A 17,676-nucleotide genomic window follows, 5' to 3' on the forward strand; every position below is an offset into this window, starting at 1 on the left:
CGGGCGGCGAGGTCGCCTGCGTCGCCTGAACGTGAGCCCGCGCGCTGGGGAAATGCGAAGCCCGTGCCACGAAAGAAGTCCGGGGTGGGCGTGTCGGTGACACACCCACCCCGGACTCAGGTCATCCAGCGCTCAGGCTCAGCTGCAGCCCGAGGTGGAGCCGCATCCCTCGCAGAGGTAGCAGGAGCCCGACGGGCGCATCTTCGTGCCGCAGGTCATGCACAGCGGCGCGTCGGCGGCCTTGCCCAACTGCAGCTCGAGCAGTTCGGTGGAACTACCCGCGCGGACCTCCTCCTGGGACTCGGACTTCTCCTCGGCCTTGGCGTAGTCCACCGTGGACCGCATGGTGTCCAGGTCGACGTTGTCCGAGTTCGACGCCGGTTCCGTTCCGTTGACCTGGGACTCCCGCTCCTCAACGGTGAAGATGCCCAGCTGGGCGCGCTTCTCGTAGGGCAGGTAGTCCAGCGCCAGGCGGCGGAACAGGTAGTCCAGGACGCTGCTGGCCATCCGGATGTCCGGGTCGTCGGTCATGCCGGCCGGCTCGAAGCGCAGGTTCTGGAACTTCGAGACGTAGAACTCGAGCGGGATGCCGTACTGCAGACCCACCGAGATCGACATCGAGAAGGCGTCCATCACACCGGCCAGGGTCGAACCCTGCTTGCCGAGCTTGACGAAGATCTCGCCCAGCCCGTCGTCCGGGTAAGAACCGGCGTGCAGGTAACCCTCGGCACCGCCGACGGTGAACGAGACCGTCTGGCTCGGGCGCTTCTTCGGCAGGCGCTTGCGGACCGGGCGGTACTCGATCTGCTTCTCGACCGCCTTCTCCGACTCGCCCTTGCCGCCCTTGCCGGCCGACAGCGGTTGGCCCACCTTGCAGTTGTCGCGGTAGATGGCCAGCGCCTTCAGGCCCAGCCGCCAGCCCTCGAAGTACAGCTCCTCGACGTCCTCGACGCTGGCCGACTCCGGCATGTTGACCGTCTTCGAGATGGCGCCCGAGATGAACGGCTGCACCGCGGCCATCATCCGGACGTGCCCCATCGGTGCGATCGAGCGCTCGCCCATCGCGCAGTCGAAGACGTCGTAGTGCTCCTGGCGCAGACCGGGCGCACCGATGACGTGACCGTGCTCGGCGATGTACTCGACGATCGCCTCGATCTGCTCTTCCTGGTAGCCCAGCGCCTGCAGGGCGCGCGGGACGGTCTGGTTGACGATCTGCATCGAGCCGCCGCCGACCAGCTTCTTGAACTTGACCAGCGCCAGGTCGGGCTCAACACCGGTGGTGTCGCAGTCCATCATCAGGCCGATGGTCCCGGTGGGCGCCAGCACCGACGCCTGGGCGTTGCGCCAGCCGTTGCGGCTGCCGATCTCCAGGCCCCGCTGCCAGACCTTGGTGGCCAGGCTGTGCACCGTCTTGTCGTTGTGGTGGTAGGTGCGCACCAGGTCGTTGGCCGCAGCGTGCTTGCGCATGACCCGCTGGTGGCCCTCGGCGTTGCGGGCGTAGCCCTCGTACGGGCCGACGACGCCGGCCAGCTCGGCCGAACGCTTGTAGGCGGTGCCGGTCATCAGCGAGGTGATCGCCGCCGCCAGCGCACGACCGCCGTCCGAGTCGTAGGCGTGCCCGGTCGCCATCAGCAGCGCGCCGAGGTTGGCGTAGCCGATGCCGAGCTGGCGGAACTTGCGGGTCGTGTCCCCGATCGCCTCGGTCGGGAAGTCCGCGAAGCAGATCGAGATGTCCATCGCGGTGATGACGAACTCGACCGTCTTCTCGAACAGCTCCGCGTCGAAGGTGAGGTCGTCGCGGAGGAACTTCATCAAGTTCAGCGAGGCCAGGTTGCAGCTGGAGTTGTCCAGGTGCATGTACTCCGAGCACGGGTTGGACGCGGTGATGCGACCCGTCTCCGGCGAGGTGTGCCAGTCGTTGATCGTGTCGTCGTACTGGATCCCCGGGTCGGCGCACTCCCACGCGGCCTTGGCGACCTTGCGGAAGAGGTCGCGGCCCCGCACCGACTCGATCACGTCGCCGTCGGTGCGGGAGCGCAGGCCGAAGTCGCCGTCGCTCTCGACCGCGCGCATGAACTCGTCCGAGACGCGGACCGAGTTGTTGGCGTTCTGGTATTGCACCGAGTTGGCGTCCGCGCCACCGAGGTCCATGTCGAACCCGGCGTCGCGCAGCGCGCGGATCTTGTGCTCCTCGCGCGCCTTGGTCTCGATGAACTCCTCGACGTCGGGGTGGTCGACGTCGAGCACGACCATCTTGGCCGCCCTGCGGGTCGCACCACCGGACTTGATGGTGCCCGCGGAGGCGTCGGCGCCGCGCATGAAGGAGACCGGCCCGGACGCGGTGCCGCCCGAGGACAGCAGCTCCTTGGAGGAGCGGATGCGGGACAGGTTGAGCCCGGCCCCGGAGCCGCCCTTGAAGATCAGGCCCTCTTCCTTGTACCAGTCGAGGATCGACTCCATCGTGTCGTCGACCGACAGGATGAAGCAGGCCGAGACCTGCTGGCGCGAGCTGGTCCCCACGTTGAACCAGACCGGCGAGTTGAAGCTGAAGACCTGGTGCAAGAGCATGTAGGTCAGCTCGTGCTCGAAGACCTCCGCGTCGGTGTCCGTCGCGAAGTAGCCGTTCTCGACACCGGAGGCGACGTAGGTCTTCACGACCCGGTCGATCAGCTGCCGCAGGCTGCTCTCGCGCTCCTCGGTCCCGACCGCACCGCGGAAGTACTTGCTGGTGACGATGTTGACCGCGTTCAACGACCAGAAGTCGGGGAACTCGACCCCGCGCTGCTCGAAGTTGACCGAACCGTCCCGCCAGTTGGTCATCACCACGTCGCGGCGCTCCCACTTGACCTCGTCGTAAGGGTGCACCCCCTCGGTGGTGTAGACGCGCTCGACCCGGATGCCCTCACGGGCACCTGCTTCCGGTTCCCCCGCTGCGCCGGCCGGGCTACCGACGGTCTCTGTCATGACCTGCCCCTTTTCCTTCTTCATCGCTCGCTCAGTCGATCGTCGCGTTTCGTCGGCCCCGTCCGGGCTCCCCGTCCGGTTCGGTCGTGGCTCTGTGCTCTTCGGCGTCCCCGCCCGGGACGCCTGCTGGCGTTTCGCGCTTCCGCCCCCTCTGCGGGACGCGCGCCGTCGCGGCTTGCTCAACCGCCGCTCTCCACGTCTCGTCGTTCGTCGTCCTGCAGGTCCCTCGCGGCCCGGAGGTCGGCTATTTCCTTCTCGAAGTCCTCCACCGAGGAGTAGGCGCGGTAGACGCTCGCGAAGCGCAGGTAGGCGACTTCGTCCAGCTCGCGCAGCGGGCCGAGGATCGCCAGTCCGACCTCGTGGCTCGGCAGCTCCGCGACGCCGGACGACCGGATCGCCTCCTCGACCTGGTGCGCCAGCTGCTGCAGCGCGTCCTCTTCGACCGGACGGCCCTGGCACGCGCGGCGCACGCCGGTCACCACCTTCTCCCGGCTGAAGGGTTCGGTGACGCCCGACCGCTTCACGACCGACAACACCAGTTCCTCGATCGTCGTGAACCGGCGACCGCAGGCCGAGCACGAGCGCCGGCGACGGATCGCTTGGCCGTCCTCGACTTCGCGCGAGTCCACGACCCTGGAGTCATCGCCGCGGCAGAACGGGCACCGCACCGGCCATGCACCCCCTTCCCCCTGGGTGGCCGCCGACCGACTCCCACCAGTCCACGACCACGGTGCCCACGGGGTACCCAGAGGGGGCCGAAGCCCAACCTGTGGACTAACCACATGGACGTAACTACTAGATGTTGTGGTCGACTTTAAACCCGTGCCGGACGGCGTTGCAAACCGACACACCCATGTCGCCCGGGCGGATGACCCGGCCCGCGCGCCAGCTGCGAAAACCCGGAGAACCACAACATCTAGTGGCTCGGTCAGCTACTGACCGGCACCACCAGGTGACGGCCCGCTTCGGCAACAGGAGCGCCCAGACCGTTGAGCTCGACGATGCGCTCGACCACCGCGCGGGGGTCCTCGCCGGGCGCCGTCCGCGTCGCGATGCCCCAGAGAGTGTCCCCCGTGTGCACCTGCACAACGGTGGTACCTCCGGTCACCGGCGCGTCGCCCGCCCCGAACAGACCGACCAGCACCACCACGAGGAAGGTCGAGGCGGCGACACCGCCGAGCACCACCCACTCGCCGAACCCACCGGAGGCCGGCCGAGGGCACGACCTGACCCCGGACCCCCGGTTCCGCTGAGCAGTCCCGATCACCCGCCCATGCGGGCGACGCCCCTCGGGCCCGCGGAGCGGCGACACGATCGGTTCGACTTCCGGCCGGACGGGCAGCGCAGCCCGCTCCACCGGGCGGACCCGCCTTACTGTGTCGATGAACGTGGTCATGTCGCCTCCCGCGCGGAACGATGATCGAAAGGTTGTTCGATCGAACCTCCGTGCGATTGTGTACCAAGAGTGGCCTTCGACGCGAGACCCGGGCCCTGAAATTAACTCGAACAGGTGTTTGATCTCTGTCTTCCTCGCGTCTACTGTGGAAAGCGAGCGGCGGACCGGCGGCCGATCCGAGGCGGCGCACCGCTCAACCAGACCAGCACCGCAGTTCACACGGATTCAGGAGGCAGCGGTGGCGACTAATGCGACCGGCTCGATCGGGGGCCGCGTACCGGACATCAAGGACTCCCCTGCCGAGGTGGACACCGTGCCGGAACAGGCCACCGCGGCCGAGGAGCTCAGCGACCGGCAGCTCAAGGTGCTGGAGGCCATCAGGGAGTGGATGAGCGAGCACGGCTACCCGCCGAGCGTCCGCGAGATCGGTGACGCGGTGGGCCTGACCTCCACGTCGTCGGTGGCCTACCAGCTGCGCGTGCTCGAGCGGAAGGGCTTCCTGCGGCGCGACCCGCACCGGCCTCGCACGGTCGGCGTGCTCGTCGGCGGCGAGAGCGAGGAGGAGACGCAGGCCAAGCCGGCCTACGTGCCGGTCGTCGGGCGCATCGCCGCCGGTGGGCCGATCCTCGCCGAGGAGGCCATCGAGGACGTCTTCCCGTTGCCGAAGGAGATCGTCGGCGACGGAACGCTGTTCCTGCTCAAGGTCGTCGGTGACTCGATGGTCGACCTGGCGATCACCGACGGGGACTGGGTCGCCGTGCGCCAGCAGCCGGACGCCGACAACGGCGAGGTCGTCGCGGCGATGATCGACGGCGAGGCCACGGTCAAGACCTTCAAGCGGACCGACGAGCACGTTTGGCTGATGCCGCACAACTCGGCCTACGAGCCGATCCTGGGCGACGACGCCCAGATCTTGGGCAAGGTCGTCGCGGTGCTCCGACGCCTCTGAACGAGGCGGTCAGGACCTCCTGCGACGCCAGCCGACCAGGTAGACCACCAGGGCGGCGACGACCCCGGCCAGCAGCAGTGCGCGGCCGGTGGACATGCCGTCCTCCTCGGTCGCGGGTTGGGCCTGGTCGGCATCGCCACCCGGGGGCACCGAGGGCGTAACCGGTTCGTCCGCCGCGTTCCCATCTGCGCCGGAAACGCGGCGGATCGGCTCGTTGCCCTCGGATCCCGACAGCAAGCTGCCGCCGGGCTCCCACGCGATGGCCTCCCCCTGCTCCTCGTCCGGGAGCGGGATGCGCACCGGTTCGCCCTTGAGCGCTTCGAGGACGTCACCGTCCGGCGAGCGGTAGACGTAGGCCTCGGTGTAGGTGCGCAGCGCCACCAGCGTGCCGTCCTGGCTCACCGAGCCACCCGTCACCAGCACCGAGCCCGTCGAGCCCTGCAACGGCCCGCCGGGGGTCTTCGTCGCGCGCAAGGAGACGGAGCCGACTCGTTCCATCGGGACGGTGGCGTGCGGGTCCAGCGGCTGCGACGGACGGTAGACCCCGGCCCAGCCCAGCGGCTCCTTGGTGACGATGTGGGGCACGCCGTTCCGGTCCAGCAGCAGTGCCTCCGCGTCGTGCGGGCTGTCCGGGTACGACATCCGGTACAGCTGGGCGCCACTCCCTTCGGGCAGCACGTGCAGCGCGACGTCCTTCCGGTTGTGCCGGTTGTCGCCGGTGTCCGCCAGCCACAGCGCGCCGTCGGGCGCCAGGGCCAGGTCCTCGACGTCGTAGGGGTCGTTGTCCGCGGTGCGTTGCCCACGCACCGCGCACGTCGCCGGGTCGAGCACGAACACCTGCACCGACGAACCTCCGTCGCCGACCGCGTACCAGCGGGTGCCGTCGGAAGCCAGGCCGGAGAGCTCGGAGAGCTCCGAGTCCTCAACCGTGCACAGCTCGACCGGTGCCGGCTGCCCGTGCGCGGGCGTGCCCGTGAGGACCACGCAGGCGGTGAGCAGTGCGGCCCCGGTCAGGCCGCGGGCTCGGTCAGACCGCACCGTTGGCCGCGAACGGCTCGAGCACCGAGGCCAGGTCCGGGCGGACCTTGGCCTGCACGCGCGTGCCTTCCGGCGTGTGCTCCTCCACGACGACTTCACCGTCGTTGTGCAACCGCGCCACGAGATCGCCCCGGGTGTAGGGGATCAGGGCGTCGACGAACACCTCAGGACGAGGCAGCCGCTCGGCGATGATCTCGCGCAAGCCCTCGATGCCCTTGCCGCTGTGCGCGGAGACGAACACGGCCTCCGGCAGCAGGCGGCGCAGTTCGGCCATCCGGGTCTCGTCGATCGAGTCGACCTTGTTGACCACGAGCAGTTCCGGCGGCATCTCCGACCCGTGCTCCTCGGAGATCTCGCTGAGCACCTCGCGGACCGCGGCGACCTGCTCGTGCGGCGAGGCTTCCGACCCGTCGACGACGTGGACCAGCAGGTCCGCGTTGGCGACCTCCTCCAGGGTGGAGCGGAACGCCTCGACCAGCTGGTGCGGCAGGTGGCGGACGAACCCCACGGTGTCGGTGAGCGTGTGCGCCCTGCCGTCCGGGGTGGCCGCCTTGCGGGTGGTCGGGTCCAGGGTGGCGAACAGCGCGTCCTCGACCAGCACCCCGGCCCCGGTCAGGGCGTTGAGCAGGCTGGACTTGCCCGCGTTGGTGTAGCCGGCGATGGCCACGCCGGGAACCTCGTTGGAGGCGCGCCGGCTGCGCTTGGTGCCGCGGACCGTCTTCATCGCGGCCAGTTCCTTGCGCAGCTTGCTGATGCGCTTGTGCACGCTCCGGCGGTCGGTCTCCAGCTTGGTCTCACCAGGACCACGGGTTCCCACGCCGCCGTTGGCGCCCGCCCGGCCACCGGCCTGACGGGACATCGCCTCACCCCAACCACGCAGGCGGGGCAGGTAGTACTGCAGCTGCGCGAGCTCGACCTGCGCCTTGCCCTCCTTGGAGCGGGCGTGCTGGGCGAAGATGTCGAGGATCAGCGCGGTCCGGTCGACGACCTTGACCTTGAGCTTCTCCTCCAGCTGCCGCAGCTGGCCGGGTGAGAGCTCCCCATCGCAGATCACGGTGTCGGCACCGTTGGCGGCGACCAGGTCGCGCAGCTCGCGGACCTTGCCGGAGCCGACGTAGGTGCCCGGGTCGGGCCGGTCGCGGCGCTGGATGATGCCTTCGAGCACCTCCGAGCCCGCGGTCTCGGCGAGGCGGGCGAGTTCGGCCAGCGACGCGTCGGCGTGCTCGGCGTCGCCTTCGGTCCACACACCCACCAGCACGACGCGCTCCAGGCGCAGCCGCCGGTATTCGACCTCGGTGATGTCCTCGAGCTCGGTGGACAGACCGGAGATCCGTCGGAGCGAAGCGCGATCCTCCAGCTCCATCTCGCCGGTGGACGGTTCGTCCCCGGCGAGGATCGGTTCGAAGTGGTCGGCGTCGGTCATGTCCTGCTCCGACGCCGAGTCCTGGTCGAGCTCTGGGGATGCGGTCAAGGAATCTCTCATCTCAGGGGTAGTGTCCCACGCTGCGCGACCCATTTTCACGCGCAACGCTCGTCAGAGCCCGTTCGCAGGGCTGTGACCTGCGAGAGCGGGCACGACGAAGGGGTCGTCACGGGTTCTGCCACCACTCGGCGCTGAGCCGTCCACCGCCGACCAGCACGGCGGGCCCGGTCAGGGTCGAGCCGCTGGCGGTGATCTCGACCTCGACGGTGCCGCCGGGGATGTGCACGATCCGGCTGCCCGTGGTCTGCCCGGCCGCGTGCAGGGCGGCGGCGGTGGCGGCGACCGTGCCGGTGCCGCAGGAGCGCGTCTCGCCCACTCCGCGTTCGTGCACGCGCATCCGCACCTCGCCGGCCGTGAGCGGCCGGACGAACTCGACGTTCACGCCGTCGGGGAACAGGTTCTCGTCGTGCGGCGGAGCCGTGCTGAGGTCCAGCGCGTCGAGGTCGTGGTCGCCGACGCAGGCCAGGTGGGGGTTGCCGACGTCGACCGCGACGCCGGCAACGCGGGCGCCGGCCACGGTGGTGGCCGATTCGCCGAAGATCTTGGCCTGGCCCATCTCGACGGTCACCCGCCCGTCGTCGTGGGTGCGCACCGGACGGACGCCGGCACGGGTCCCGACCGGCAGGTCACCGGGCTGCGCGAGGCCGGAGTCGACCAGGTAGCGGGCGAAGACGCGCACGCCGTTGCCGCACATCTCAGCGATCGAACCGTCGGCGTTGCGGTAGTCCATGAACCAGACGTCGGAGGGGACGTCAGCCGGCGCGTCGGGCAGGTTGCCCGCGCGGACCACGCGCAGCACGCCGTCAGCGCCCAGACCGCGCTGCCGGTCGCACAACGCGCGCACCCGCTCGTCGGTGAGCTCCAGCTCACCGTCCGGGTCGGGCAGGATGACGAAGTCGTTCTGGGTCCCGTGGCCCTTGGTGTACTCGGGTCCTCCGAAGGCGTGCACAGGGCCAGTCTACGGAGTCACCAGGGCGAGGACCTCGTCGGTGAGCGCGGGATCGGCGGCGTCGAACCAGTGGATGCGCTCGTCGCGGCGGAACCACGAGCGCTGCTTGCGGACGAAGCGGCGGGTCAAGCGGGCGGTCTCGGCGGCCGCGGCGGTCATGTCGCCCGATCCGTCGAACTCGGCGAGCACCTGCTGGTAGCCGAGCGCGCGGCTGGCGGTGCGCCCGTGCCGGAGCCCCTGCTCCTCGAGCCTGCGCACCTCCTCGGCCAGACCCGCGTCGAACATGCGGGTGACGCGCTCGTCGACGCGGTCGTCGAGGTCCTCGGCGGGGCGGTCCAAGCCCGCCAGGACGGTCCCGTAGCGGGGTGGCCCCGGGGTGGGCAGGTTGGCGGAGAACGGCTCGCCGGTGATCTCGATGACCTCCAGCGCTCGCACGATGCGTCGCCCGTTGCTGGTGAGGATGGCCGACGCGGCGGCGGGGTCGAGCTCGGCGAGCCTGCGGTGCAGCGCGACGGGCCCGAGCCGGGCCAGCTCGTCCTCGTACTTCTGCCGCACCTGCGGGTCGGTCCCGGGGAACGACAGGTCGTCGACGACGGCCTGCACGTAGAGGCCGGAGCCACCGACCAGGATCGGGGTGCGTCCGCGCGCGAGGACGTCCTCCACCGCAGCCCTGGCCGCGCACTGGTACGCCGCGACCGACGCGGTCTCGGTGACGTCGAGGACGTCGAGCTGGTGGTGCGGGATGCCGCGACGCTCCTCCACGGGCAGCTTGGCGGTGCCGATGTCCATCCCGCGGTAGAGCTGCATGGCGTCGGCGTTGATCACCTCGCCGTCGAGCCGGTCGGCGAGGTCCAAGGCCAGGTCGGACTTGCCCGTCGCGGTCGGCCCGACGACGGCGACGGGGTGGGGAGGTGCGGACACACCTGCACCTTAAGAGGAGACCGGGTGGGTCAGTCCTCCCTGGTCCAGGTGGCGACGTGGTAGGTGACGCCGAACGGGGTCGCCGAGTGGAGCAGCTCACCCCTCCAGGTGCCTTCCTCAACCACGCCGGGTAGCACTTGCAAGGCCGCGCGGGGAACGCCGAGCTCCGCGCACAGCTCGGGGTCCAGCGCTCGCAGGGCGTCGGTGTCGACCTCGGCGAGCGCCCGGGCGAGCCGGTCGTCCAGCGGTCGGGCGCGCGGGTCGGGCGCCCGCGACGACCGTTCGTCGGCGCGGTTGCTGCCCTCGGCCAGGACGAGCAGCGCGGCGTCCCTTCCGGCGAGTTCGGAGCCCACGTCAGCGCACTCGTCGACAGGTGTGCCGGGGGCGAGCAGGCGCACCTCGGCGGTCCGAGCACCCGCCTGCTCGCGCAGCAGGCCCGCGATCAGCACCGGCAGCGGGAGGTGCGGGTCCGGGTCCTGCGCTCCGCCGAGCGAGACCCGCACGTCGCGGCCGAAGCCGGCGAAGGTGCCCGCGGTGTCGGGGCTGAATCGGGTCGGTCCAGATTGATCTACGCCAACGACCACCCATTCGGCGCTCGAATCCGCCAGACTGGACACGGCGCGCGAACAGGCGCCCCGCAGCCGCTCGGTCTCGGCGTCGGCCCTCACGGTCAGGGCGGGAACCAGCAGCGGCGGGTACGGGACGACGGCGACACGGGTGATCACACCCGTGCACGGTATGAGGTCACGGGCGAGTTGGCTGGAGCAGGTGGCCGCACTCCGCGGCGGAACGGGCCGATGGCGGGCATCGGCACCCTGCTCGCTGCCGCCAGGTGGGTGACCGATGACAATGAAGCCGTGCAGGTCATGCGGCCCTGGGATCTCAGCAGAGCACCGATCCGGACGTGGAGTACCGGATCGGCTGTTGACCTGTTTGAATGCGCCAGCGGAGGCCGGACCATCCGACGGTTCGGGCTGACGCTTGCTGGGCCCCGCCGATGCGGGGCGCCCGTGCCGGACACGGGCATCGGAGCGGGCACGCAAGGAGGAAGCCGGCCATGACGCACCAGGACACGACCCCCGAGTCGGTCGCCAGCAAGGCGGTCGCGGACTCGACCAGCAGCAACACCGGGTCACCCGCGGTCGCGCCCGCAGTACCGAAAGCTTCCGCGGACCCGGCCAAGTGGGGACGGGTGGACGCCGACGGCACGGTGTACGTGACCACCGCCGACGGTGAGCGGGCCATCGGTTCCTGGCAAGCCGGTGATGCGGCCGAAGGCCTCGCCCTCTACGCGCGCAAGTTCGACGACATGGTCACCGAGGTCGAGCTGCTGGAGACCCGGCTGAGCACCCACGCCGGGGAGCCGAAGCACACGCTCAGCAGCGCCAAGCACCTGCAGGAAGCGCTGCCCGAAGCCGCGGTGATCGGCGACCTGACCGCGCTCGGCGCCCGCATCGAGCACCTGGTGGCCCGCGCCGAGCAGGCCGTCGAGGGCGCCAAGCACGAGAAGGAGCGCGCCCGCGCTGAAGCGATCGCCCGCAAGGAGGCGCTGGTCGCCGAGGCCGAGCAGATCGCGCACGAGTCGACCCACTGGAAGTCGGCGGGCGACCGGCTGCGGCAGATCCTCGAGGAGTGGAAGAAGGTCCGCGGCGTCGACCGCAAGACCGACGAGCAGCTGTGGCGGCGGTTCTCCAAGGCCCGCGACGCCTTCAGCCGCCGGCGGGGCTCGCACTTCGCCGAGCTGGACCGGCAGCGCGCCGCCTCCAAGGCTCGCAAGCAGGAGCTGGTCGAGGAGGCCGAGTCGCTCACCGAGTCCAGCGACTGGGGACCGACGGCGAACCGCTACAAGCAGCTGATGGCGGAGTGGAAGGCCGCGGGTCGCGCGCCGAAGGACAGCGACGAGGCCCTGTGGCAGCGCTTCCGCGCCGCGCAGGACCGGTTCTTCAGCCGCCGGTCGGAGGCGTTCTCCGAGCGCGACGCCGAGTTCGCCGCGAACGCCAAGCTCAAGGAAGAGCTGCTGGTCGAGGCCGAGCACATCGACCCGTCCGCGGACCTCAAGGCCGCGCAGGCGCAGCTGCAGCGGGTCCAGGAGCGCTGGGACGAGATCGGCAAGGTGCCGCGTGAGCGGATGCGCGAGCTGGAAGGCCGGTTGCGAGCGGTGGCCGACAAGGTCCGCGACGCCGTCGACGCGCAGTGGCGCCGCACCGACCCGGAGGCCCAGGCGCGGGTCGACCAGTTCCGCGACCGCGTCCAGCAGTTCGAGGCGCAGGCCGAGAAGGCGCGCGCCGCGGGCGACGAGCGCCGGGCGAAGCAGGCCGAAGAGCAGGCCGCGCAGTGGCGCGAGTGGCTGCACGCCGCCGAGCAGGCGATCGCGAACCGCTGACCGGCGACGTCTCGGCGCCCGGTTCGCTCAGCGAGCCGGGCGCCGAGCTCGTCCGGAGCGTGGGAACAGCGTCCGAGGCGCGCGTCAGTCGCGGGACCAGACGATGCGCATCCACTGCACCGCCAGCACGACCATGCAAACCACCGCGAGGACAAGCCCGAGGCCCGGTCCCGCGGTGCCGCTGGTCTGGCGCGACCAGATGGCGATCATGCCCTCGAAGGAGACCACCATCCCCGCCACACCGGCGAGGAAGGCCGCTCCCCAGCGGCGGCTGATCAGCGCCAGGGCGCCGAAGCCGAGGCCGACGATGGTGGAGTTGATCGCGAACAGCCGCGGCAGCAGGCCGACCTTGAGCGCCGGGTCGGACTGACCGGTCAGCACTTCCCAGCCGGGGCTGCCACCGGACCACGGCAGCAGCGCACTCACCACGAGCGCCAGCATCACCGTGGCGATGACCAGGGCCTTCGCGCCCGGGTCGAAGCGTCGTCGGGCCTCGCCGCGGGTCGTGACGTCCTGTTCCTCGCTCAACACGCACATCCTTGCTGCGCCGCCGGCTGCGGGGCCGGGGCGCCGATGGAGGGCAGCCCGAGGCTGACCCCTGATGTCTTGGGCCGCACGCCTTCCTCCCAGTGGTCGCCCGCCCGGGTGCGGCGGTGGCCGGTGATGTCGGTGTCGGCGACCAGGTGGTGCGGAGCGGCGCGGGTGATCGTGGTGGTCACGAGGTCACCCGGGCGGAGCTCGCCGTCGAGCGCACCGGTCGGCGTGAAGTGCACCAGGCGTCCGTCGCGGGCGCGGCCGGAGAGGCGGTGGGTCTCGGCGTCCTTGCGCCCCTCCCCCTCGGCGACGAGGAGTTCGACCTCTCGGCCGACGACCTTCTTGTTCTCCTCCCAGGAGATCTCGTTCTGCAGCGCGACCAGCCGGTCGTAGCGCTGCTGGACGACCTCCTTGGGCAGCTGGTCGGGCATGTCCGCAGCGGGCGTGCCGGGCCGCTTGGAGTACTGGAAGGTGAAGGCGCTGGAGAACCGGGCGCGGCGCACGACCTCCATCGTGGCCTCGAAGTCCTCCTCGGTCTCGCCCGGGAAGCCGACGATGATGTCGGTGGTGATGGCGGCCTCGGGCATCGCCGCGCGGACCTTGCCGACGATGTCGAGGAAGCGCTCGCTGCGGTAGGAGCGGCGCATGGCCTTGAGGATCCGGTCCGAGCCGGACTGCAGCGGCATGTGCAGCTGCGGGCAGACGTTCGGCGTCTCCGCCATCGCCTCGATGACGTCGTCCGTGAAGTCGCGCGGGTGCGGGGAGGTGAAGCGGACCCGCTCCAGGCCTTCGACCTCACCGCAGGAGCGCAGCAGCTTGCCGAAGGCGAACCGGTCGCCGAACTCCACGCCGTAGGCGTTCACGTTCTGGCCGAGCAGGGTCACCTCGAGGACGCCTTCGGAGACCAGCGCCTCGACCTCGGCGAGGATCTCGCCGGGACGGCGGTCCTTCTCCTTGCCGCGCAACGCGGGCACGATGCAGAAGGTGCAGGTGTTGTTGCAGCCCACCGACACCGAGACCCAGCCGGAGTAGGCGGAGTCGCGGCGGGCCGGGAGCGTGGACGGGAAGACGTCCAGCGACTCCAGGATCTCGACCTCGGCCTCCTGGTTGTGGCGCGCGCGTTCCAGCAGCGCGGGCAGCGAGCCGAGGTTGTGGGTGCCGAAGACGACGTCGACCCAGGGCGCCTTCTTGACGATCGTGTCGCGGTCCTTCTGCGCCAGGCAGCCACCGACGGCGATCTGCATGTCTGGGTTGACGTCCTTCTGCGGACGCATGTGGCCGAGCGTTCCGTAGAGCCGGTTGTCGGCGTTCTCGCGCACTGCGCAGGTGTTGAACACGACCACGTCGGCGGGCATCTCCCCGCCGGACTGGGCCCGCACGTAGCCGGCGTCCTCCAGCATGCCCGCGAGCCGCTCGGAATCGTGCACGTTCATCTGGCAGCCGAAGGTGCGGATCTCGTACGTCTTCGTGCTCACCGTTCCACGGTAGCGCCTGGTCAGATCGCCGAATCACCCGCCCAGGACGATGATGGAGCGGTACAGCACCGGCCCTGTCAACCACGAAGTGGAAACCAGGTTGTCGAGCTGAGCCGCCGGGCGGCGACAAGTGGACGACGGTCACTCCGCTGCGTAACGGAGTTGCAACAACGCATCGATCCCAACCTCTGGACTCCGGGGAGTCGGCAGGCTTAACTTTCGGCTGAGAATTCCACAAACGACGCATTCGGGAGCACTGGATGACCGCAGCCCGCACGGATGTCCCGATGATCCGGATGTCCGCGGTCGACAAGTTCTTCGGCTCACTGCACGTGCTGCGGTCGATCGACCTCGAAGTGCCGAAGGGCCAGGTCGTCGTGGTCCTGGGGCCGTCCGGCTCCGGCAAGTCGACGCTGTGCCGGGCCATCAACCGGCTGGAGCCGATCAACTCCGGCACGATCGAGATCGACGGTGTGCCGCTGCCCGCCGAAGGACGTGCCCTGGCCGAACTGCGCGCCGACGTCGGGATGGTCTTCCAGCAGTTCAACCTCTTCGCGCACAAGACGATCCTGGAGAACGTCACGCTGGGCCCGATCAAGGTCCGCAGGCAGAGCCGGGAGGAAGCGCAGCGCGAGGCCACGAAGCTGCTGGAGCGGGTCGGGATCGCCGACCAGGCCGAGAAGTACCCGGCCCAGCTCTCCGGCGGCCAGCAGCAGCGGGCGGCGATCGCCCGCGCCCTGGCGATGAAGCCGAAGGTCATGCTCTTCGACGAGCCGACCTCCGCGCTGGACCCGGAGATGGTCAACGAGGTGCTCGACGTGATGACCGGCCTCGCGAGCGAGGGCATGACCATGGTCGTCGTCACCCACGAGATGGGGTTCGCCCGCCGCGCCGCGCACCGGGTGCTGTTCATGTCCGATGGCGAGGTCGTCGAGGACGCCGCGCCCGAGGTGTTCTTCCGCGAACCGAAGAGCGACCGGGCCAAGGACTTCCTCGGCAAGATCCTCACCCACTGAGTTCACCACCCACTGCACAGAGAGGCGTTGGAGCAGATGCGAGGCAAGAGGTTTCGTCTGGTCACGGTGCTGACCGCGTCGTTGGCCCTGGCGTTGTCCGCCTGCGGCGGGGGCGGCGAGAACCAGTTGGCCGGCGGCGGCGCCCCGGAGATCCCGGTCGACCAGAACGCGCAGTTCGAGCCCGGCACCACCATGGCCAACCTGAAGCAGGCGGGCACCGTCCGGATCGGCACGAAGATCGACCAGCCGCTGTTCGGCCTCAACGGGCTCGACGGCAAGCCGCAGGGCTTCGACGTCGAGATCGCCAAGACGATCGCGGCGAAGATGGGCATCGCCCCGGACAAGATCGAGTGGGTGGAAGCGCCGAGCAAGACCCGCGAGGAGATCATCGAGCAGGGCCGCGTCGACATGGTGGTGGCGACGTACACCATCAACGACTCCCGCAAGCAGCGGATCAGCTTCGCCGGGCCCTACTACACCGCCGGTCAGGACATCATGGTCAAGTCCGACGACACGCGGATCACCGGTCCGGAGACGCTGCGGCCCACCGGCGCGAAGGTCTGCTCGGTGACGGGTTCGACCCCGGCGGAGAAGATCAAGGAGTACGTCGACGAGCAGAACCTGGTGCTCTTCGACGTCTACTCCAAGTGCGCCGACGCGCTGCGCACCGGCCAGGTCCAGGCGGTGACCACCGACAACGTGATCCTGATGGGTCTGGTCGAGCAGAGCGGCGGCCAGTTCAAGATCTTGGAGAAGCCCTTCACCGAGGAGCCCTACGGCATCGGCATCAAGAAGGGCGACACGAAGTTCTGCGAGTTCATCAACCAGACGCTCGCGCAGGCCGCTCAGGACGGCACGTACGAGAAGGCCTGGCAGGCCACCGCGGGCAAGGTCGCCAAGCAGACGCCGACCCTCCCGCAGCCCGAACCCTGCAGCTGACCTGATCGCGGAATGAGGGTGTCGTCCGGTCCGGTCGGCACCCTCATCTCTTCGCCGGAGTGGAACCTGTGCAAGTCATCATCGACAACCTGCCGCTGTACCTGAGCGGCCTCGTGCGCACCTTGGAGATCTGCCTGCTGGCGGGTCTGCTGGCGCTGGCCATCGGCACCGTCGCGGCCGGCTTCCGCGTCTCCCCGCTGCCCCCGCTGCGCGCTACCGGGACCAGCTGGGTCAACGTGCTGCGCAACTGCCCGCTGACGGTGGTGCTGTTCTTCATGGCGTTCGGGCTGCCGGAGCTCGGCATCAACGGCTCCTACTTCTGGTTCGGCACGATCGGCCTCGCGTTGTACACCTCGGCGTTCGTCTGCGAGGCGATCCGGAGCGGCATCAACGCCGTGCCGGCCGGTCAGGCCGAGGCCGCGCGTGCGGTGGGCCTGACCTTCGGCCAGTCGCTGTCGCTGGTCGTGCTGCCGCAGGCGGTGCGCACGGTCGTCCCGCCGCTGGGCAACGTGATCATCGCGATGATCAAGAACTCGGCCCTGGTGGGCGCCTTCGGCGTCGGCGGGGACCTGTTCGCGGTCGGCGACACCCTGACCTCGGCGCGCGGTCTGTCGGCCCTGCCGGTGCTCATCGGCGTGGTGCTGGGATACCTGGTGATCACCATCCCGGCCGGCCTGCTGCTGAGCTACGTGGAGCGGAAGGTGGCGATCGCGCGATGACCAACGCGGTCCTCTACGAGACCCCGGGCCCGCAGGCCAAGCGCCGCTCGCTGGTCGCCAGCGCCGTCGTCGGCCTGCTGCTCCTCGCGGTCGTCGGCTGGGTGCTCTACACGCTGGGCGTGCAGGGCCAGCTGACCGCCGAGAAGTGGGGTCCCCTGCTGGACCCGACCAACGGCACCTTCACCGCGCTGTGGGGGCTGATGGGCACCGGCCTGCTCGGCACCCTCACCGCCGCTGTGCTGGCGATGGTGTTCTCGATGGTGCTCGGCACCGCGATGGCGATCACCCGGATCGTCAGCGCGCCCTGGTACCGGTGGCTGGTGGTCGGCGTGGTCGAGCTGCTGCGCGGCGTCCCGGTCGTGATCATGGTGTTCTTCGCGTTCCGGGTGCTGCCCTCGTTCGGTCTGGACCTCTCACCGATGTGGTTCCTGGTGATCGGCCTGACCGCGTACAACTCGGTGATCATCGCCGAGATCGTGCGCGCCGGGGTCCTGGCGCTGCCCCAGGGCCAGAGCGAGGCCGCCTACGCGATCGGCCTGCGCCGGGGCCAGGTGCTGCGCTCGGTGCTGCTGCCGCAGGCGTTCCGGGCGATGCTCCCCGCGCTGATCAGCCAGCTCGTGGTGATCGTCAAGGACACCTCGCTGGGCTTCATCGTCGCCTACGTCGACGTGGTCCGTGAGGCCCAGGTGATCATCCAGAACCTGAACAACCCGATCCAGACCTACATCGTGGTGGGGGCGATCTTCATCCTCATCAACTACGGGCTGAGCCGGCTGGCCGTCTACACCGAACGCCGCCTCAGCCAGGGCCGCAAGGGCAAGCTCGGCACGGTCGAAGCCGACCAGAGCGCCACGGCCGGCGACTGAGGTCGACCACCGGGAACGGGGTGCCTCCTGCGCGGAGGCACCCC

At 69.9% G+C, this 17,676-nt stretch carries 16 protein-coding genes; 6 read left to right on the top strand and 10 right to left on the bottom strand.

The window, feature by feature from the left end; translation table 11 throughout:
• Positions 1–138: 138 nt before the first annotated feature.
• From EIL87_RS19165 to EIL87_RS19175, 3 genes are all read right to left on the bottom strand, one after another.
• Complete coding sequence (locus EIL87_RS19165) at positions 139–2,964, bottom strand: vitamin B12-dependent ribonucleotide reductase (protein ID WP_125091934.1); 2,826 nt, start codon at positions 2,962–2,964, stop codon at positions 139–141.
• A gap of 179 nt (positions 2,965–3,143) precedes the next feature.
• On the bottom strand, positions 3,144–3,632 hold the full coding sequence (nrdR, locus tag EIL87_RS19170) for a transcriptional regulator NrdR (protein ID WP_125091935.1): 489 nt from the start codon (positions 3,630–3,632) through the stop codon (positions 3,144–3,146).
• A gap of 260 nt (positions 3,633–3,892) precedes the next feature.
• Positions 3,893–4,147 (bottom strand): LysM peptidoglycan-binding domain-containing protein, encoded by a 255-nt coding sequence (locus EIL87_RS19175; RefSeq protein WP_233576373.1) that lies wholly within the window; start codon positions 4,145–4,147, stop codon positions 3,893–3,895.
• A 451-nt stretch (positions 4,148–4,598) separates the two neighbouring features.
• On the opposite strand from EIL87_RS19175, the gene lexA reads away from it, so the two are divergent.
• Positions 4,599–5,309: a transcriptional repressor LexA gene (lexA, locus tag EIL87_RS19180; RefSeq protein ID WP_199740503.1), complete on the top strand. Its 711-nt coding sequence runs from the start codon at positions 4,599–4,601 to the stop codon at positions 5,307–5,309.
• 9 nt (positions 5,310–5,318) lie between these two features.
• Here lexA and EIL87_RS19185 read toward each other — a convergent pair whose 3' ends face one another.
• From EIL87_RS19185 to EIL87_RS19205, 5 genes are all read right to left on the bottom strand, one after another.
• A complete protein-coding gene (locus EIL87_RS19185) occupies positions 5,319–6,347 on the bottom strand; it encodes an esterase-like activity of phytase family protein (protein WP_233576374.1) in 1,029 nt (342 codons plus the stop codon).
• Complete coding sequence (gene hflX / locus EIL87_RS19190) at positions 6,337–7,770, bottom strand: GTPase HflX (RefSeq protein ID WP_125092056.1); 1,434 nt, start codon at positions 7,768–7,770, stop codon at positions 6,337–6,339. The genes EIL87_RS19185 and hflX overlap by 11 nt, the downstream gene beginning before the upstream one ends.
• Positions 7,771–7,936: 166 nt before the next feature.
• Entirely contained in the window at positions 7,937–8,779 is an 843-nt protein-coding gene (gene dapF, locus EIL87_RS19195) for a diaminopimelate epimerase (RefSeq protein ID WP_125091937.1), read from the bottom strand.
• Between the two features lie 9 nt (positions 8,780–8,788).
• Positions 8,789–9,700: a tRNA (adenosine(37)-N6)-dimethylallyltransferase MiaA gene (gene miaA / locus EIL87_RS19200; protein ID WP_125091938.1), complete on the bottom strand. Its 912-nt coding sequence runs from the start codon at positions 9,698–9,700 to the stop codon at positions 8,789–8,791.
• A gap of 29 nt (positions 9,701–9,729) precedes the next feature.
• Positions 9,730–10,425 carry a class III extradiol ring-cleavage dioxygenase family protein gene (locus EIL87_RS19205; protein ID WP_125091939.1) on the bottom strand — a complete coding sequence of 232 codons (696 nt, stop codon included), beginning with the start codon at positions 10,423–10,425 and terminating at the stop codon, positions 9,730–9,732.
• Between the two features lie 332 nt (positions 10,426–10,757).
• On the opposite strand from EIL87_RS19205, the gene EIL87_RS19210 reads away from it, so the two are divergent.
• On the top strand, positions 10,758–12,083 hold the full coding sequence (locus tag EIL87_RS19210) for a DUF349 domain-containing protein (RefSeq protein ID WP_125091940.1): 1,326 nt from the start codon (positions 10,758–10,760) through the stop codon (positions 12,081–12,083).
• 84 nt (positions 12,084–12,167) lie between these two features.
• On the opposite strand, the gene EIL87_RS19215 is transcribed toward EIL87_RS19210, so the two are convergent.
• Positions 12,168–12,611 (bottom strand): Rv2732c family membrane protein, encoded by a 444-nt coding sequence (locus EIL87_RS19215; protein WP_233576375.1) that lies wholly within the window; start codon positions 12,609–12,611, stop codon positions 12,168–12,170.
• Positions 12,608–14,092: a tRNA (N6-isopentenyl adenosine(37)-C2)-methylthiotransferase MiaB gene (gene miaB, locus EIL87_RS19220; protein WP_125091942.1), complete on the bottom strand. Its 1,485-nt coding sequence runs from the start codon at positions 14,090–14,092 to the stop codon at positions 12,608–12,610. The genes EIL87_RS19215 and miaB overlap by 4 nt, the downstream gene beginning before the upstream one ends.
• A 287-nt stretch (positions 14,093–14,379) precedes the next feature.
• On the opposite strand from miaB, the gene EIL87_RS19225 reads away from it, so the two are divergent.
• The 4 genes from EIL87_RS19225 to EIL87_RS19240 are packed head-to-tail and all read left to right on the top strand — an operon-like array spanning position 14,380 to position 17,632.
• Positions 14,380–15,108, top strand: a complete 729-nt coding sequence (locus EIL87_RS19225) for an amino acid ABC transporter ATP-binding protein (RefSeq protein WP_199740516.1) — start codon at positions 14,380–14,382, stop codon at positions 15,106–15,108.
• A gap of 36 nt (positions 15,109–15,144) precedes the next feature.
• Positions 15,145–16,047, top strand: coding sequence for a glutamate ABC transporter substrate-binding protein (locus EIL87_RS19230; protein ID WP_125091944.1), 903 nt, complete (start codon positions 15,145–15,147; stop codon positions 16,045–16,047).
• 59 nt (positions 16,048–16,106) lie between these two features.
• Positions 16,107–16,766 carry an amino acid ABC transporter permease gene (locus tag EIL87_RS19235; protein WP_233576376.1) on the top strand — a complete coding sequence of 220 codons (660 nt, stop codon included), beginning with the start codon at positions 16,107–16,109 and terminating at the stop codon, positions 16,764–16,766.
• Positions 16,763–17,632 (top strand): amino acid ABC transporter permease, encoded by an 870-nt coding sequence (locus EIL87_RS19240; protein WP_125091945.1) that lies wholly within the window; start codon positions 16,763–16,765, stop codon positions 17,630–17,632. The genes EIL87_RS19235 and EIL87_RS19240 overlap by 4 nt, the downstream gene beginning before the upstream one ends.
• Positions 17,633–17,676 lie beyond the last annotated feature (44 nt).

The organism is Saccharopolyspora rhizosphaerae, from assembly GCF_003931915.1.
Classification (GTDB): Bacteria; Actinomycetota; Actinomycetes; order Mycobacteriales; family Pseudonocardiaceae; genus Saccharopolyspora; species Saccharopolyspora rhizosphaerae.